Raw genomic sequence first — 14,560 nt, 5'->3', positions numbered from 1 at the left:
TTTAATCAATTGGTTATCCCATCTTCTCCTACTCGATCAAAGTCACAGGATGGCCAGATCGTGACCGATCTCCTTCAAGGACCTTCACCGCAGCCCTGACATTCTCCGGCGAAAGATGGCCATAACGCATCGTTACCCGGATGTCTGAATGCCGTAGGAGTTCCGCTACCTCCCGGATCTAAACTCCAGCCTGAACCAAGCAGGCCGCACAGGTGTGACGCAGGTCATGCGGATGAAAGTCCTCGATTCCCGCCTTTTATAAGCCCCTTCGAATCCCTTCCGTATCGAGCCAAGCCGTGTTCCGTCCGGTGAGCGAAAAACCAGGGCGAAGCCGGGCAGTGCGTAGCTCTGAACCGTGCTCGCGATAGGATCGCTTCCCGTACTTCCCGATTCAGCGGCACACTCTCGCCTCTTCCATTCTTCTGGTTTGTTGCTTGGAGGTAGGCCTGGGACCGAGCCAGGCCTACCTCCAAGCAACAAACCAAAAACTCGCCCAACGGGGAGCGTGGGGAACCGGTCGCACGACCGCGCGGTTCTGCGCCTTATCTGCAGCGACCGGAGGGATCCGTCATCCTTGAACGGCCCGCCGCACCAGGCTTTCCGATCCTAAGATGCCCTGCTGGGCGATCTCTTGGAACAACCGCCGGGCGTTATGGATACCCGTTCCGCCAGCGCTGCGGCAAGTGCGGCCGGAGCGGATCAATGAGGCCGGGGACCGGCGCCCGAAACGACCAGCCTTGTTGCCTCAGGTTCACGACCGCTTCATGACGAGCCAGGCGGTAGGTCCGATGGTCGGCCCGCGCCCGTTCGGCGCGCATCAGCGCAGAGGTGGTGCAGTGGCAATTGGATTCAGTGGTGGCCACATTACCGCGTCCGTGGCCTTCTGCAAGGCCCAGTGATGACGGCTCGACAATCCACTGGTGCAGCACCGTCAGCGTACTCTCCTACTGCCGTATAGAATCGTCTCCTCAGCCGATCACCCGGCGTCGTTAGAATGTAAATGCGGCTATAAGCACCAAGGCCTGTTAACACAACCTGAGTACTTCGATGAAAGGCGAAATGAATAACCGCCGCAAATATCAGGTCCAGATTATCGAAGCGAGAGAAGAATCGGCGAAACCCTTTGAGTCGATGGACCAAACCAGACCTTTTTGCGCGTGCGGAACGTCGCGAGGTAGTACTCCTAGGGCGGCAAGCGGTCGCATTGAGCGTAACGAACCTAGGTACTCAGATCGAGCGCGAGTTGAAGGATTTCGTCGCCTGCGCTGGCGCGGTCCATGATGAGGCAGCGGGAGACCGGTGGAGCCCTCGAACCCGACAGCACTGGACGATCTTTCGGGATATCATGGGCATAGCCGGAAGAGAGGGCAAAGGTTATAGCACAGCATTCATTCGCGGCAACCACACGAATTTTGGTGCTCCATCGGGCGCGCGGCTTGCCAACGGCTTGGCGGCCGTTTTTCTTAATGCGCCGGTGCCATCCGTATGGATCTCGATGACCGTACTGTCCAACGGCACCGCTTCGATTTTGACTTGAACAATTTCAATTTTGATCTGAATGATCTGCAGGTGCTGCAATTGCTCGAACACCCGGTCGAGCACGCCGCTCTTGGCCCAGCGCATCATGCGGGTATACACGGTGTGCCAGGGGCCAAAGCGCGGCGGCAAGCTGCGCCACGTGCAGTCATGTTTGGCGACATACAAGATCGCGTTGAGCACCTGGAGATTCGAGAGACGCACATTACCGCGCTGGCGCGGCAGACAGTGGGCGATTTGTTGATATTGAGATTCACTGAGCTCCATGCGCGAAGTCTAACAGACATTGTGTTAACATGGCCTAAACCACATTCGGTGGGTGGATATTAACGGATCATCATATGGCGGTTCGCGACAGCCCCGCTCTTATTCAAGCCTCGCGACTTCACCGTCGCAAGGCCTTCGGCTTTAGCCTGAGATTACTTCATCATGCCTGGCATACCTCACGTTCCAGAGAGCATAGCGCAAGCAGTTGATATAACAACAAAGCATCAACCGCAGGGCCTGCCAACACTGGGCAACTACATCGCTACCGAAAAACTCGGAGAAAGCTTGCAGGCCTCGGTATTCAAGGGCTACCACATACACGTCCCCGACCAACCGCTGGTCATCAAACTGCTGAAGCAGCTGTCGAGCTGGGACGATCAGTCGCGGCATCTGCGCCAGAAGATCGAACGCCTGAAAGTGCTGCACGATCCGCGGGTTTGTACGCCGCTCGCGCTGGAGTCCTACGGCGACCTTCAGTTTATCGTTCAGTCCTGGTTCGCGGGCCAAACGCTGAATCATTGGGTGGCACACCAAAATAAACTCGATCTCAACGATTTTTTTACGCTGGCTTGTACGCTGGCCGATACGCTGCACGCGGTACATGATGCCGGCATTACCCACGGCGGCATAAAGCCCCATAATATTCTGATTCAACCGGGGACGCTGACGCTCCGGCTGACCGATTTCATCACCCCGCTCGACATTCGTGACGTCAGCCATTTCATCTACGATCCGGAATTCGTACGCCATACCTTGGCCTACACCTCGCCGGAACAGACTGGCCGCATCAATTATCGCGTGGATTTTTCCACCGATTTGTATTCATTAGGGATCGTGTTTTATGAGCTGCTGACCGGTCAGCTGCCGTTTTTTTCCAGCGATCCACTGGAACTGATTCACTCGCATCTGGCTGAGGAAACGCCTAGAGTCAATCAGCTCAAACCGCAGATTCCCCAAGCTTTGGCCGACATCATTGCCAAACTTACCGTCAAGCAGCCGGAGAAGCGTTACCAAAGCACCGCAGGGTTACTGGCCGACCTAATCCGCTGCAAGGACGAGTACGCCGCCACCGGCAGGGTATCAGCGTTCACGATCGGCCTGCACGATCGTAGCCGTCGGGTCATCTTCATCTCGAAGATGGTGGGCCGCCAGCACGAAAGCGAGCTGATACGGGAGCAATATGACGAGGTCATCAGCGGCAAATTCCGCTCGGTCTTTATTTCCGGACTGTCCGGCATCGGCAAAACCCGGCTGATTCAGGAACTGCAAAAACCGCTGGTCAAGAATCGCGGTTACTTCACCTCCGGCAAATTCGACCAGTATCAGAAAAACATCCCCTACAGCTCGCTGATTCAGGCCTTGCGCAATCTAATGCGCATCTTCTTGACCGAAAGCGATCTGCAGGTTCAGCAGTGGCGGAAGAAAATACTTGATGTCGTCGAGAACAACGGAAGCGTCATCATCGACGTGTTGCCGGAACTGGAATTCATCATCGGACGGCAGCCTGAAGTGCCGCATCTGCCTCCGGTGGAAGCCCGCCATCGTTTCAACAATTTGTTCGGCCGGTTTCTCGCTTGTCTCGCCAGCGAAGACAATCCGCTGGTACTGTTCATCGACGACCTGCAATGGTGCGACAGCGCAACCTTCGACTTTCTGCAAAACCTGTTCGACAACCATGATGAACATCCCTATTTGTTTTTCATGGGCGCCTATCGGCACAACGAAGTCGACGGCAGCCATCCGCTCAGCAAGCTGATCCGCAAGATTCAGGAAAACAACGGTCCGTTCGCGGAAATTCGCCTGGAGGCGCTCACCGACGCCGACTGTCATGAAATGGTGGCCTACATCCTCGACTCTTCGCTGGAAGCCACGGCCAATCTGGCGGAATTTATCGCCCACCTCACCGAAGGTAACCCGCTGTTCGTCAGCGAAAGTTTGGCATGGCTGTATAACGAGAACTTGCTGAACACCGATGCCGAACACCACTGGCACTGGGACATCAAGCGGATTCGCGACACGCAGATGCCGACTTCGGTAGTTGAATTGTTCAGCTCCAAGGTGAGCAAACTGCCGGTCAAGACCCTGCATATACTCGACCACTGTGCCTGCATGGGCAACCGTTTCAGCGTCGAAGACGTGGCGCTGGTGTTGGACATTCCCATTGAAAAGCTGTTTGAGGATTTGAAGCCGGTCTTGAATCTGGGGATGCTGCTGGAAAACAAATCCGATCTGCAATTCGTCCACGACCGGGTTCAGGAAGCGGTGCTGCGCCAGGTCGACACTGAGGCCAAACCCGCGATTCACTGGCGCATCGGCAACCGCCTGCTGCAAGCGGTGCCGGCGGGAACCCATCTCGAACTCCTCGATAACTTGTTTACCATCGCCGCCCACCTCAACCTGGGCCGCCCGGCGGAGATGGAACCTGAGCTGGCGTATCGGCTGGTCGATATCAACTTCCATGCCGGCAACAAGGCGCTGGATGCGCTGGCCGGCGATGCCGCCAACGACTTTTTCCAGAAAGCCCACGACTACCTGCCCGACGATTGCTGGCAACAGGCCTACGATCTGACCTTTCGCATATACCAGCGTCTGGCCAAGACCGAGTTGATGTGCGGCCGTTATGAACGATCGGAAGCGCTGCTCAATCATTTGATCGAATACGCCGCCAGCGACTTGGACAAAGCCGAAGCCCTGGCGGAACAGACCACGTCGCTGTCCTCGTTCGGCAACTTCAACGAGGCGATAGCGACTGCCAACCGAGGCCTGGCCTACTTCGATAAATCAATCCCCGAACAAGCCGAGATCGCTCACCAGCGAATGCGGGCCTTAATGGCGGAAATCGAACGGCAAGGCGACGTCTGGACGACGATCCTGCACATGCCTTTTACCCAGGACCGCAAGAGCAAGATCGAGCTGGCGTTTTACAGCGAGCTCATTCCGGATCTTTATATGTCCGGCCTGGTGCCGCAGCTGTATCTGTCCGCCGCGCAATCGACCCTGCATTGCCTGCAGGGCGGCATGGACGAATCGGTGATTTACTCGTTTTCGATCATGGGCCTCAATCTCGGCGAGCAGGGCAAGTTCGAACTCGCGTTCCGTTATCAGGATCTGGCCCACGACCTGTGTGAAAGACACCCCAATACCTTTGGCGCCACCCGCGGCATGAACGGCATCGTCTGGTGCAACATGCATTCGCGCAGCCATCCGGCCGAGATCGTCGATTACTGCCACAAAGCCATACAGTGCGGCAAGAATTGCGGCGACCTGTATAACGCCGGCCTGTCCTACGGCCCCTTGATGTGGAATTTGCAGGTGCAGGGCAAAGATCTGCGCCTGGTCGAAGAAGCCGCCGAGGAATGCCTGCATTTTTCCCGCAAGAACCAACTGTCGTTCTCGGTCGGCCTCGCCGAAGCCGTGCTGGCCGGCTGGGTGGCGCCGATGAAACCCGATTACCAGCCGGTGGACATGACCGAAACCCTGGCGCGCTGGGAAGCCGACAATTATGTCGCCGCTTCCGGCAGTTATTTTGCGCTGCTGGGTTTTGCCCACCATTATTTAGGCGATTACGCCGCGGCAGCGGTGTCCTTGCACACGGTGGAACGCTATCTGCACGGTTTGACCGATAACGTGCTGAAACGGCTCTGGTATGTCTTCCGTATCGTCAATCGCCTGCGCTGGCCGGAGGGTGCCGACTGGCCGGCGCTTGAAGCGGAAATTGCGCCGTTGCTGGCCGAACTGGAAACCTGGGCCCGTCTCGGCCCCCTGCTGAAACCCTTTTTGGCCTTTGTTCATGCCGAGATCGCCCGCGCTCGAAACCAAATGCGCGAGGCCCGCAACTTGTATTTGGATGCGATCGCGGTCGCCCAGGAACAAAACTACGGCCTGCTCACCGGCCATTTATACGAAGCATTGGCTGATGTCATGGCAGCCGGCAATCTCGGCGATGCCGGACTTTATTACGGCGCGGCGCGACGTATCTACCGGGCGTGCGGCGCCGATCGCAAAAACGCGCAATTGCAGCAACGCCTCCCTTATACTGAAGCGGACTACCCAGTTCGTGCCGAAAAAACTGTCGCCCTCGACAAGCCGGCTACGCTGCCGAATCTCGATTTCAATTATCTGATCAAATCCGCGCTGGCCCTGTCGGCGGAAGTCGATCTGAATCGGCTCATGCAAAAAATCATGAGCGTCGTGCTGGAAAGCTCGGGGGCTCAGCATGGCTACCTGCTGATCAAGGAAGCGGATGAACTGCTGGTCGCCGCCGAAAGCCATGTCGGCGAAAAACACATCGTCAATCGCGAGTATCTCAGTCTTAAACAGACCCGCAGTAGCATTAGTCATGCTATCGTCAACTACGTACTACGCACGCGTAAAAAAGTATTACTGCACGATGCGATGGCCGAGGGCGAGTTTCAGGACACCGCGGAAGTGCAGGCGCTAAAACTGCGTTCGGTGTTGTGTCTGCCGATCATCAAGCAAAACGAACTCATCGGCTTGCTTTATCTGGAAAATCGACTGTCGGCAGGTGTATTTACCACTGAAAAAACCGACATGACCGAACTGTTGACTGCCCAGGCTGCGATTTCCTTGGAAAACGCCCGCCTCCTGGAACAAACTCGGAAGGCCTACACAAAGCTACAGGAAAACCAGGAACACATGCTACAGATGGAAAAACTCTCGGCATTGGGAACACTGGTCGGCGGTGTGGCGCATGAGATCAACAATCCGCTGATGGGCGTGATGAATTTTGTCGAATTCGCCGCAGACAGAAGCACCGATGACAAATCGAAGGAAATTCTCGATCAGGCGCTACAGCAAATTCACCGTATCAAGAAGATCGTCAGCAACATGCTGGTATTCGTTCACAACCGATCGACTCCGAGCGGCACCTGCCAGATAGCGGAGGCGATCAGGCAAACTCTATTGCTGCTGGAAGGCGAATTGGGCAAGCACGGCATCAAGGTCGAGGTGGATGCCGTCGACGATCTGCCGGCCATTCGCTGTAGCTCCGACAGTCTGCAGCAGATCCTGGTCAATCTGATCATTAACGCCCGCGACGCACTAGTCGATAGCCAGCAACCACAAATCAGAATCATGCTCAGGCCCGTGGATGGCATGCTAGAACTGAGCGTGGCCGACAACGGTCCCGGCATCCCGCAAGAGGTGCAAACCAAAATTTTCGATCCGTTCTTTACCACCAAGCCTCCCGGAAAAGGCACCGGACTGGGTTTGTCGGTCATCCGCCGTCTGGTTCAGGATGTCGGCGGCCATATACAGGTGGAGAGTTTACAGGGGCACGGCTGCTGCATGCGGCTACGCTTTCCCCATGTTTGAGCATTTGAATTCGATACATAAGAGAAACGATATACAAGGTTATGGCAAGCAAAATTCTGGTAATAGATGACGACCCGGCAGTGCGCAGTGCCTTCAAGCTGATTCTGGAAAATGACGGTTTCTCGGTTCGCGTAGCCGAGAACGGTTTACAAGGCATCGAGCTGGCCCGCGCGGAACGCCCCGATCTGATTTTTCTCGATCTGCGCATGCCCGGCATCGATGGCGTGGAAACCTTGCGCCGTCTGAAAACCATTGACGAAACGCTGAACGTTTACATCGTCACCGCCTTTGCCAACGAATACATGGAGCAACTGAAAGGCATCAATGAGGAAGGCTTTCAGTTCGAACTGGCCAGCAAGCCGCTGTCTTCCGCACAAATTCGCAATCTCGCCCAGATTGCCCGTATCGGCAATCCTCAGGAAGAACGGCGCGCAAACCAGCACAAACTGGTTCTAACCCTGTATGTGGTGTCCCTGAACAGTGAAACCCGCCGTCTGGTCGAGCAGATTTCCACTGCGCTCGCCAATCTTTACGATCCCGGACAATGGGTTCTGGACGTCGTCGAAGTCTTGGGCATGCCGGAAAAAGCATTGGAAAAGGACGTGTTTGCAACGCCGATGCTGGTGCGCGACATGCCGGAACCCGTATTGAAACTGCTCGGTGACTTGTCGCGGGCTCCTTCGATCATGGCGGCCATTACCACTCAAGCGAAAGGAATCGGCGTACAAACCATCATCGTTTAAGCACGCTTATCGACCATGAACACCCGGCTTCGCAAGCTTGATCTGATCCTCGACACTATCACCGACGGCGTTTTGGTTGTAGACAGCCAGGGTGTCGTACTCTATGCCAACCAAGCTGCCGAAACCCTGCTGGCGCGAAGCCCGATAGTCGGTCAATCGCTGGCGATTCCGATCAATCCTGATAAAAACAGCCATCAGGACATTAATTTAATCCGTCCGAACGGACTCGCCTGGGCGGAAATGCGCTCCACACCGATCGAATGGGACGGGCAATCCGGCTACGTCATCGCCCTGCGTGACATTACCGAGCGCAAGCACATGGAGCTGGAACGGCAAAAGTTCGTTTCGCTGGCCGATAACAGCATGGATTTCATCGGCATATGCGACATGAATTTCACGCCGTTTTACATCAACGAAGCCGGCATGCGCCTGATCGGCATAGACAGCCTGGAGCAGTGCATCCGAACACCGATCCAGGAATTTTTCTTCCCCGAAGACCAGCGCTTCATCCTTGAAGAATTTTTCCCGCGCGTTATGCGCGAGGGCCACGCCGATGTGGAAATCAGGTTCCGGCATTTCAAGACCGGCGCCGCCATCTGGATGATCTACAACGTGTTCTTCATCAAAGACAGCACGGGCGAACCGGTTGGCATCGCCATCGTGAGCCGCGATATATCTTCGCGCAAACAGGCCGAGGCTGCTCTGCGCAAAGCCGATCAACATAAGGACGAATTCCTGGCCATGCTGGCTCATGAACTCCGAAATCCGCTGGCCCCCATCAGCAACGCAACCCACATTTTGGACATGCTGAAGCTGGAAGACACGCGGTTTCACTGGGCTAAGGACATCATTAAGCGACAGGTGACGCACCTCGCTCGCCTGGTCGACGATCTACTGGACGTCTCCCGTATCGCGCGCGGCAAAATTTCGCTGAAGAAAGAGCGGCTTGACCTTGTAGAAGTGATTAAATCCGTCTTGGAGACGGCACAAGGCCTCATCTCGGCCAAACAACAACATCTCAATGCTTGTCTGCCTAACCAACCGATAATGTTGGAGGGCGATTCCGTGCGCCTGTCTCAAGTGTTGCTTAACCTACTCGACAATGCCAGCAAATACTCTCCGGAAGGCAGCCGGATCGAGGTTGATGTCCAACGGCTCGGGGGCGAAGTCGAGATCCAGGTGCGGGACAACGGCACTGGCATCTCGACGGAACTATTGCCGACGATCTTTGGGCTATTCCAGCAGGGTACGCGTACCCTGGATCGGTCTCAGGGCGGACTAGGCATTGGGCTTACCCTGGTAAAACGGCTAGTGGAACTACACGGCGGACAAGTAACGGCATCAAGTCCTGGCGCTGGACTCGGCTCCACGTTCAGCATCCGTTTGCCGACGATTGACGAAGGGACCACCCTTCCTGTCTCTAAGACATCAGTGCCATCGCCTAACGCAGAGATGCGGGTGGTGGACGATAATTCCGACGTAAGAGAGAGTAATACCCTCCTCCTGACTGCCAACCTTAGGTAAACCGGACCTCGATTTCCTCGCTACCTCCGGCGGTGCCGAAGTTCACCGGGAATTGCATCGGACGCAAGACACCGTGTCATTATAAGCACTGATCCACCCCTGTCTTCGAGATGGTTTCGTTATAAAGATCATCGCCCTTACCTATCCGTGAAGCGGCTAGCAAATATTTGGTTATTAACCCGGCCTATAAATATAGGCCGGGTTAATCCGGGGCAGGGATGCCCCGGCGCGGCGACAAGCCGCGTGAGCCCAGGCCGGGCGTGTACCGGGCCTGGGCGGCGGCCCGAAATACCAGGAGGGTATTTACGGGCCTGATTAATAGCTCAGACGGAAATCCATGCTCGACCGATAGTGCCTACTGCGCAATGAAAACGGTGATAACACCCGACACAGGATTGGCATTGAGTTAAATCAGAATCATCCGGCCGCGGCCGGATAAGTAATCTTCCGAAGTTTAAAATACCGACGGATGCGCACGGGGCGTTTCTGCAACCGGCGCCGATGGAACCGAGTTTTCCGGTTCAGAGCGGCCACCCTGTCGACCGGATCAAAGAGCTCCTCGACCACGGCTCCCTACCCGCCCGATCCATGGCGGCGCGAAGCAGTCACGACGGTATCCGTTGTGCCTTACCCTAGAACTCTAGACTTTCGCCATTGAAATGAACATCAACCATCCCGACCAGAAAAAGAACGTGATTTGCCGCTGTAGCGGGACGACGACAGGACAGATCAAGCGACTTGTCGATAAGGGAGTCAACGACCTGGACAGCATATCGAGAGCGACCGGTGCATGTTCAGGTTGCGGGGCCTGCGATACAGACATTCTGGCCTTGTTAGCCGAATATGCTTCGCCTGTTTTGCACGATGCCCTATAGCGCCGCTCTGTTTTCCTCGACAACACGGCGAAGGAAGATTGATGCCAAACGATGGTGTTGGCAGCAGCTGATAACGGTGCTCATTTTCGGTAGCGCCATCGGAACCGCAAGCTGGCGGTCGCCAGATAAATTTCGTGCAGGAAGCAATAAAGGCCGATGATCAGGGCGGCCATCGCGGCGATAAAGAGAATCGCGATAGCGTTCGAAACATCCAGGCTTAAGAAGGCCCCGACGAACAGAACGACAATGAGTGTACAGATGAGCAAGGCACAGGCCGTACAGAGGCTAATCGCCCAGTACGCTATGCGGGCGCGGCGCGATAGCATACTGATCTCGCACTGAATGTCCGGATGGAGGTGTTCGTCCGTGCCGGCGTGTTTGTCCTCGATCTGGCGGGACCGATCAACGATGCGGCCAACGCGAGAGCTAAGCACCGACAGTAGAGCACCGATGCCGGTAAGAAGAAATACGGGCGCCACCGCAAGTTCTATGACATGAGCAATATCGGTGGCAGTGGCTTGCATCGACAGCCTCACAGATTAAATGGTTGAGCAAAAGGACAATTTGGAGGAAGACCGCGCTTCATGAGATTAATCTCCTCCTTACAGAAGGGTAGCAAGCTGCGCTCACATCACAGACCGGACTGGCGCCGCAACCTTGCCCACAGCTCACGGATAATCACGACCGAAGCCTCCTCGGGATTGAGAGCGCCACAGGATGCCATCAGCGCCTTGTTTCCGCGCCAAAGACCAAAGACCTTCCGGATATAAGCCCCTAGGCTGAAGTGGACAATGATGGCGTCCGCACTGGATGCCGCGGCAATTTTGTCTTTTTCGGCCTGACTCAGCTGGAGGGTCAACCGGTCCACGGCTTCTCGAAGGGTTCGAGGCAAACTCTGATCGGCCTCTGAATCGGGCGATGGTAACGGATTGGTCATTTTCTTTATGATGAGAGGAAGCTGCCGGAAATAAGGACCAAAATCGGGAATATTGGAGTTTAGAGCGTTTTCATACCTACTGTACGGGCACTGGCGAGTAGGTCGGGAATCCCTTCCCGACGCCGCCGTTGGGCCAACGGGTTCGTCGGCAAAGGATTGCCGACCTACGAAAGCTTGAATCGATCTACCCTAGCCGAAGGCGCCAACGACGTCCGCCAAGCCTGTTTTGCCGTACGAGCGAGATGAAAACGCTCTAAGTACATTCCGCAAATATTTGCGGAATCTCGATAGATTAGCTTGATTGGCGGGGTTGTCCTGCAGGTTGCCTATGCCGCAAGACTTCCCTGAATGTACTTAGCCATAAAGAGGCAAGGAACATTCGACCGCGCATTGGCAATACAAAAAGCTTAAGAACATGTACTGCAATGCGGCCGTCTCCTACAGGCCGACCGTGGCTTCGGTCTCTTGGTCACCCGCCCCCATAGTTAGCGATTTCAACCGGGCAAGACAAGAATCCATGCAACTCACCGCTGCGGCTATCGGCAGCCGCGACCTGGATACCATGAAGAAGCGGGATATGGCCTGTGACACGTTTTCGAGTCTTATTCCATTCGGCATTCGAGTGAACATTCATCGTAGGATGGGTAGAGCGAACCGAAACCCATCGATGGTGGGTTATAGCCCCTCGGCTCCGCTCGTGACAGGCCCTTCGACAAGCTCAGGACAGGCCCCGCGTAACCCACCGACCCTTCGACTTGGCTCAGGACAGGTCCGAGGCCGTTCGGTGGGTTACGGCCTCGCGGCCTAACCCACCCTACAGAAATTAATGCCTTACTGAAAGCGATAATGTTCGTCACGACATGTCGCGGGATATGCCGAGTTTTTCCATGCGGGAGCGCAGGGTGCTCCGCTTGAGGCCCAGTCGTTCCGCGGCCCCTTTCGGCCCACCGATCACCCAGTCGGTTTCCCGCAAGACTTGGAGGATGTGTTCGCGTTCGACGTCTTCGAGTGTTCTCGATGCGCCGCGCATTGTGTAAGATTCCTTGTGAACGGATACCGAATCGGGCAGAGGTACGCGCAGCACGCCATTGGGCGACAGAATCACCGCGCGCTCGATGACGTTCTGAAGCTCGCGCACGTTGCCCGGCCATTGATAACGCTTGAGCGCTTCGATCACCTCGTTGGGAATGTGGGTGATCGGGCGGTTGATGCGCCGCGCGAACTTTTCCACGAAATGTCGCACCAGGGGCGCAATGTCCTGGGGACGCTCGCGTAGAGGCGGAACCGTGATGGGAAAGACGTTCAGACGGTAATACAGATCGTCACGAAACGTCTGCTCTTTGACCATCCGGGCCAGGTTTCGGTTGGTCGCCGCCACCAACCGGACATTGGTTTTAACGGTACGGGCACTGCCGAGCCGCTCGAACTCCTGCTCCTGCAGCACCCGCAGCAGCTTGGGCTGCAGATCCAACGGAATCTCACCGATTTCATCGAGAAACAGAGTGCCCTCGTGTGCGAGTTCAAACCGACCGATTCGCCGCGCGATCGCCCCGGTGAAGGCGCCTTTCTCATGGCCGAACAGCTCGCTCTCAAGCAGATCCCTGGGAATGGCCGCGCAGTTCACCTTGACGAAGGGATGAGCGGAGCGCGCGCTCAGGTCGTGAATGGCCCGGGCGATGAGTTCCTTGCCGGTACCGGTCTCACCGGAGATCAGAACGGTCGCATCGGTCGTCGCCACGATTTCGACCTGTTTGAGAGCGCACGCCAGCGCAGGACTTTCGCCGATGATTTCGCCAAAGTCGTGCTCGATCCGGATTTCGTCTTCAAGACAGCGCTTCTCCTCTGCCAGCCGTTCCTTCGCCTCACTCACTTCACGGTAATTCAGGGCATTGTCCACGGCGATCGCCACCTGCCCGGCGATCTTCTCCAGGAAATCGATCTCCCCATCGCTGAAGACGCTGTCCGCCAGCCGCAATAGATTCAAGGTGCCGAGCAAGCGGTCGCAATGGATCAGCGGAAAGAAACAACCGGATTTCAGACCCTCCGCCAGGCCAGGATTGATTCCCCTATCGAACTGGGCCATGCGCTGGGCGTCGAAGACCTGGAGGCGACCTGTCCGGAACGTCAGACCAGACGGCGTCCCTTCCATAGGAAAAAGCGCGCCTGCCCGGACGGTTCCTTTGCCGTCCGGGAAGTCGAGCGTGTAAAGGCGCATCCCGCCCGCCTCGAGATCGGGCAGAGTAAGACCCACGAAATCGCACTGCATGACGCGCCGGACGCTCGACGAAACGGCCTGGCAAAGTTGTCTCAGATCCAGGTGCGAAAGCACCTCGTTGGTGAGATTCAGCAAAAGGCGGAGTCGCTCGTGTTCCTCCTGCAATTGTTGCTGCAGCCGCTTGCGCTCGGTGACATCCTCGACCAATGCCATGACAAAGCCGGGGCAGTAGCCTCCGTCCAAAACCCGGGAAATGGTGTTGCTGACCCAGAGCACCCTCCCGTCCTTGCGCCGATAGCGCTTTTCGATCTTGAACTGCTGGAGCTTCCCGCTGAGAAACTCCTGGTAAAGGGCCAAGTTATTGCCGCGGTCTTCCTCGTGGGTGATATCGGGCCAGGAGAGTGCAAGCAGTTCCTCTCCGGTGTAACCCAGCATTCGCTGAAAGGCGGCATTGGCGGCCAGAAACCGGCCATCCACGTTGGATAATGCGATACCGATCGCGGAATTCTCAAACACCTGGCGCCAGCGTTCTTCACTGTGCCGCAGCGCCATTTCGGCCCGGCGGCGCTCCAACTCGGCCCCGGCGCGCACGGCAAAAATCTGCAGGATCGATTCGGCCAGCTTCGGGCTTTCGATGGGGTGGTCGAACAACACCACGATCAGGCCCAGGGCACGGCCGCCCGAATCAAGAAGCGGCGTTCCCACATAGCCTTCAACCTTCATCTCGGCGAGAAACCGATCCTGGGGGAACGATTGCTGCACACCGCTCGCATAGGAGCACAGGCTCTTGCCGATCACGTGTCTGCAAGGGGTATGCGCCAGATCGTATTCAAAGTTGTCTACGATTTTCCCGTCCGCCCACACGGCGATGGTGCGCACCCGTTCCGAGCCGGCTTCCACCAGCTCGCCGATGAAGACGCGGTGGGCGTCAAGGGAAGCGGCAAGGTGTTCGACTAATGAGCGGAAAAAGCTTTCACCGGTCGCACTGGAAATCCCCTTGGCGATGTTGAGCACCCTGTCCTCCGGCGGGCTGCGGTCCATATTGGGAATACCGCCAGTGATCAGCGTTTGCATGGTCGCGATGCTGCCTGAATGATGTAGGCCTGCATGTCCTCGAACTGATGTCCCC

The 14,560-nt window shown here is 56.4% G+C and carries 8 protein-coding genes and 1 pseudogene; 4 read left to right on the top strand and 5 right to left on the bottom strand.

Annotation, left to right across the window (positions count from 1 at the left end):
• Positions 1-650: 650 nt before the first annotated feature.
• Together B2A78_RS25660 and B2A78_RS25655 are read right to left on the bottom strand one after the other, a co-directional pair.
• Positions 651-863, bottom strand: coding sequence for a hypothetical protein (locus B2A78_RS25660; RefSeq protein WP_143735154.1), 213 nt, complete (start codon positions 861-863; stop codon positions 651-653).
• A 193-nt stretch (positions 864-1,056) separates the two neighbouring features.
• Positions 1,057-1,803, bottom strand: a pseudogene (locus B2A78_RS25655) (IS5 family transposase); the annotation flags it as partial.
• Positions 1,804-1,965: 162 nt separating this feature from the next.
• On the opposite strand from B2A78_RS25655, the gene B2A78_RS11820 reads away from it, so the two are divergent.
• The 4 genes from B2A78_RS11820 to B2A78_RS11805 all read left to right on the top strand — a co-directional run bounded on the left by B2A78_RS11820 (position 1,966) and on the right by B2A78_RS11805 (position 10,279).
• Complete coding sequence (locus tag B2A78_RS11820; protein WP_077730191.1) at positions 1,966-7,137, top strand: AAA family ATPase; 5,172 nt, start codon at positions 1,966-1,968, stop codon at positions 7,135-7,137.
• A 41-nt stretch (positions 7,138-7,178) separates the two neighbouring features.
• The gene (locus B2A78_RS11815; RefSeq protein ID WP_077730190.1) at positions 7,179-7,880 is read left to right on the top strand and encodes a response regulator; all 702 of its coding nucleotides are present in this window, start codon (positions 7,179-7,181) and stop codon (positions 7,878-7,880) included.
• A gap of 15 nt (positions 7,881-7,895) precedes the next feature.
• On the top strand, positions 7,896-9,404 hold the full coding sequence (locus tag B2A78_RS11810) for a PAS domain-containing sensor histidine kinase (RefSeq protein WP_240502498.1): 1,509 nt from the start codon (positions 7,896-7,898) through the stop codon (positions 9,402-9,404).
• Between the two features lie 659 nt (positions 9,405-10,063).
• Entirely contained in the window at positions 10,064-10,279 is a 216-nt protein-coding gene (locus B2A78_RS11805) for a (2Fe-2S)-binding protein (RefSeq protein ID WP_077730189.1), read from the top strand.
• Positions 10,280-10,359: 80 nt separating this feature from the next.
• Here the strand turns inward: B2A78_RS11805 and B2A78_RS11800 are convergent, their stop codons facing one another.
• From B2A78_RS11800 to B2A78_RS11790, 3 genes are all read right to left on the bottom strand, one after another.
• Positions 10,360-10,803 carry a DUF2721 domain-containing protein gene (locus B2A78_RS11800; RefSeq protein ID WP_077730188.1) on the bottom strand — a complete coding sequence of 148 codons (444 nt, stop codon included), beginning with the start codon at positions 10,801-10,803 and terminating at the stop codon, positions 10,360-10,362.
• A gap of 107 nt (positions 10,804-10,910) precedes the next feature.
• The gene (locus B2A78_RS11795) at positions 10,911-11,216 is read right to left on the bottom strand and encodes a DUF6794 domain-containing protein (RefSeq protein ID WP_346425843.1); all 306 of its coding nucleotides are present in this window, start codon (positions 11,214-11,216) and stop codon (positions 10,911-10,913) included.
• 853 nt (positions 11,217-12,069) lie between these two features.
• On the bottom strand, positions 12,070-14,505 hold the full coding sequence (locus B2A78_RS11790) for a sigma 54-interacting transcriptional regulator (RefSeq protein ID WP_077730186.1): 2,436 nt from the start codon (positions 14,503-14,505) through the stop codon (positions 12,070-12,072).
• Between the last annotated feature and the right edge of the window lie 55 nt (positions 14,506-14,560).

The organism is Methylocaldum sp. 14B (assembly GCF_002005105.1).
In the GTDB taxonomy this organism is placed as follows: Bacteria; Pseudomonadota; Gammaproteobacteria; order Methylococcales; family Methylococcaceae; genus Methylocaldum.
The sequence above is the reverse complement of the archived record's forward strand: the minus strand, read 5'-3'. Positions and strand labels throughout refer to the sequence as shown.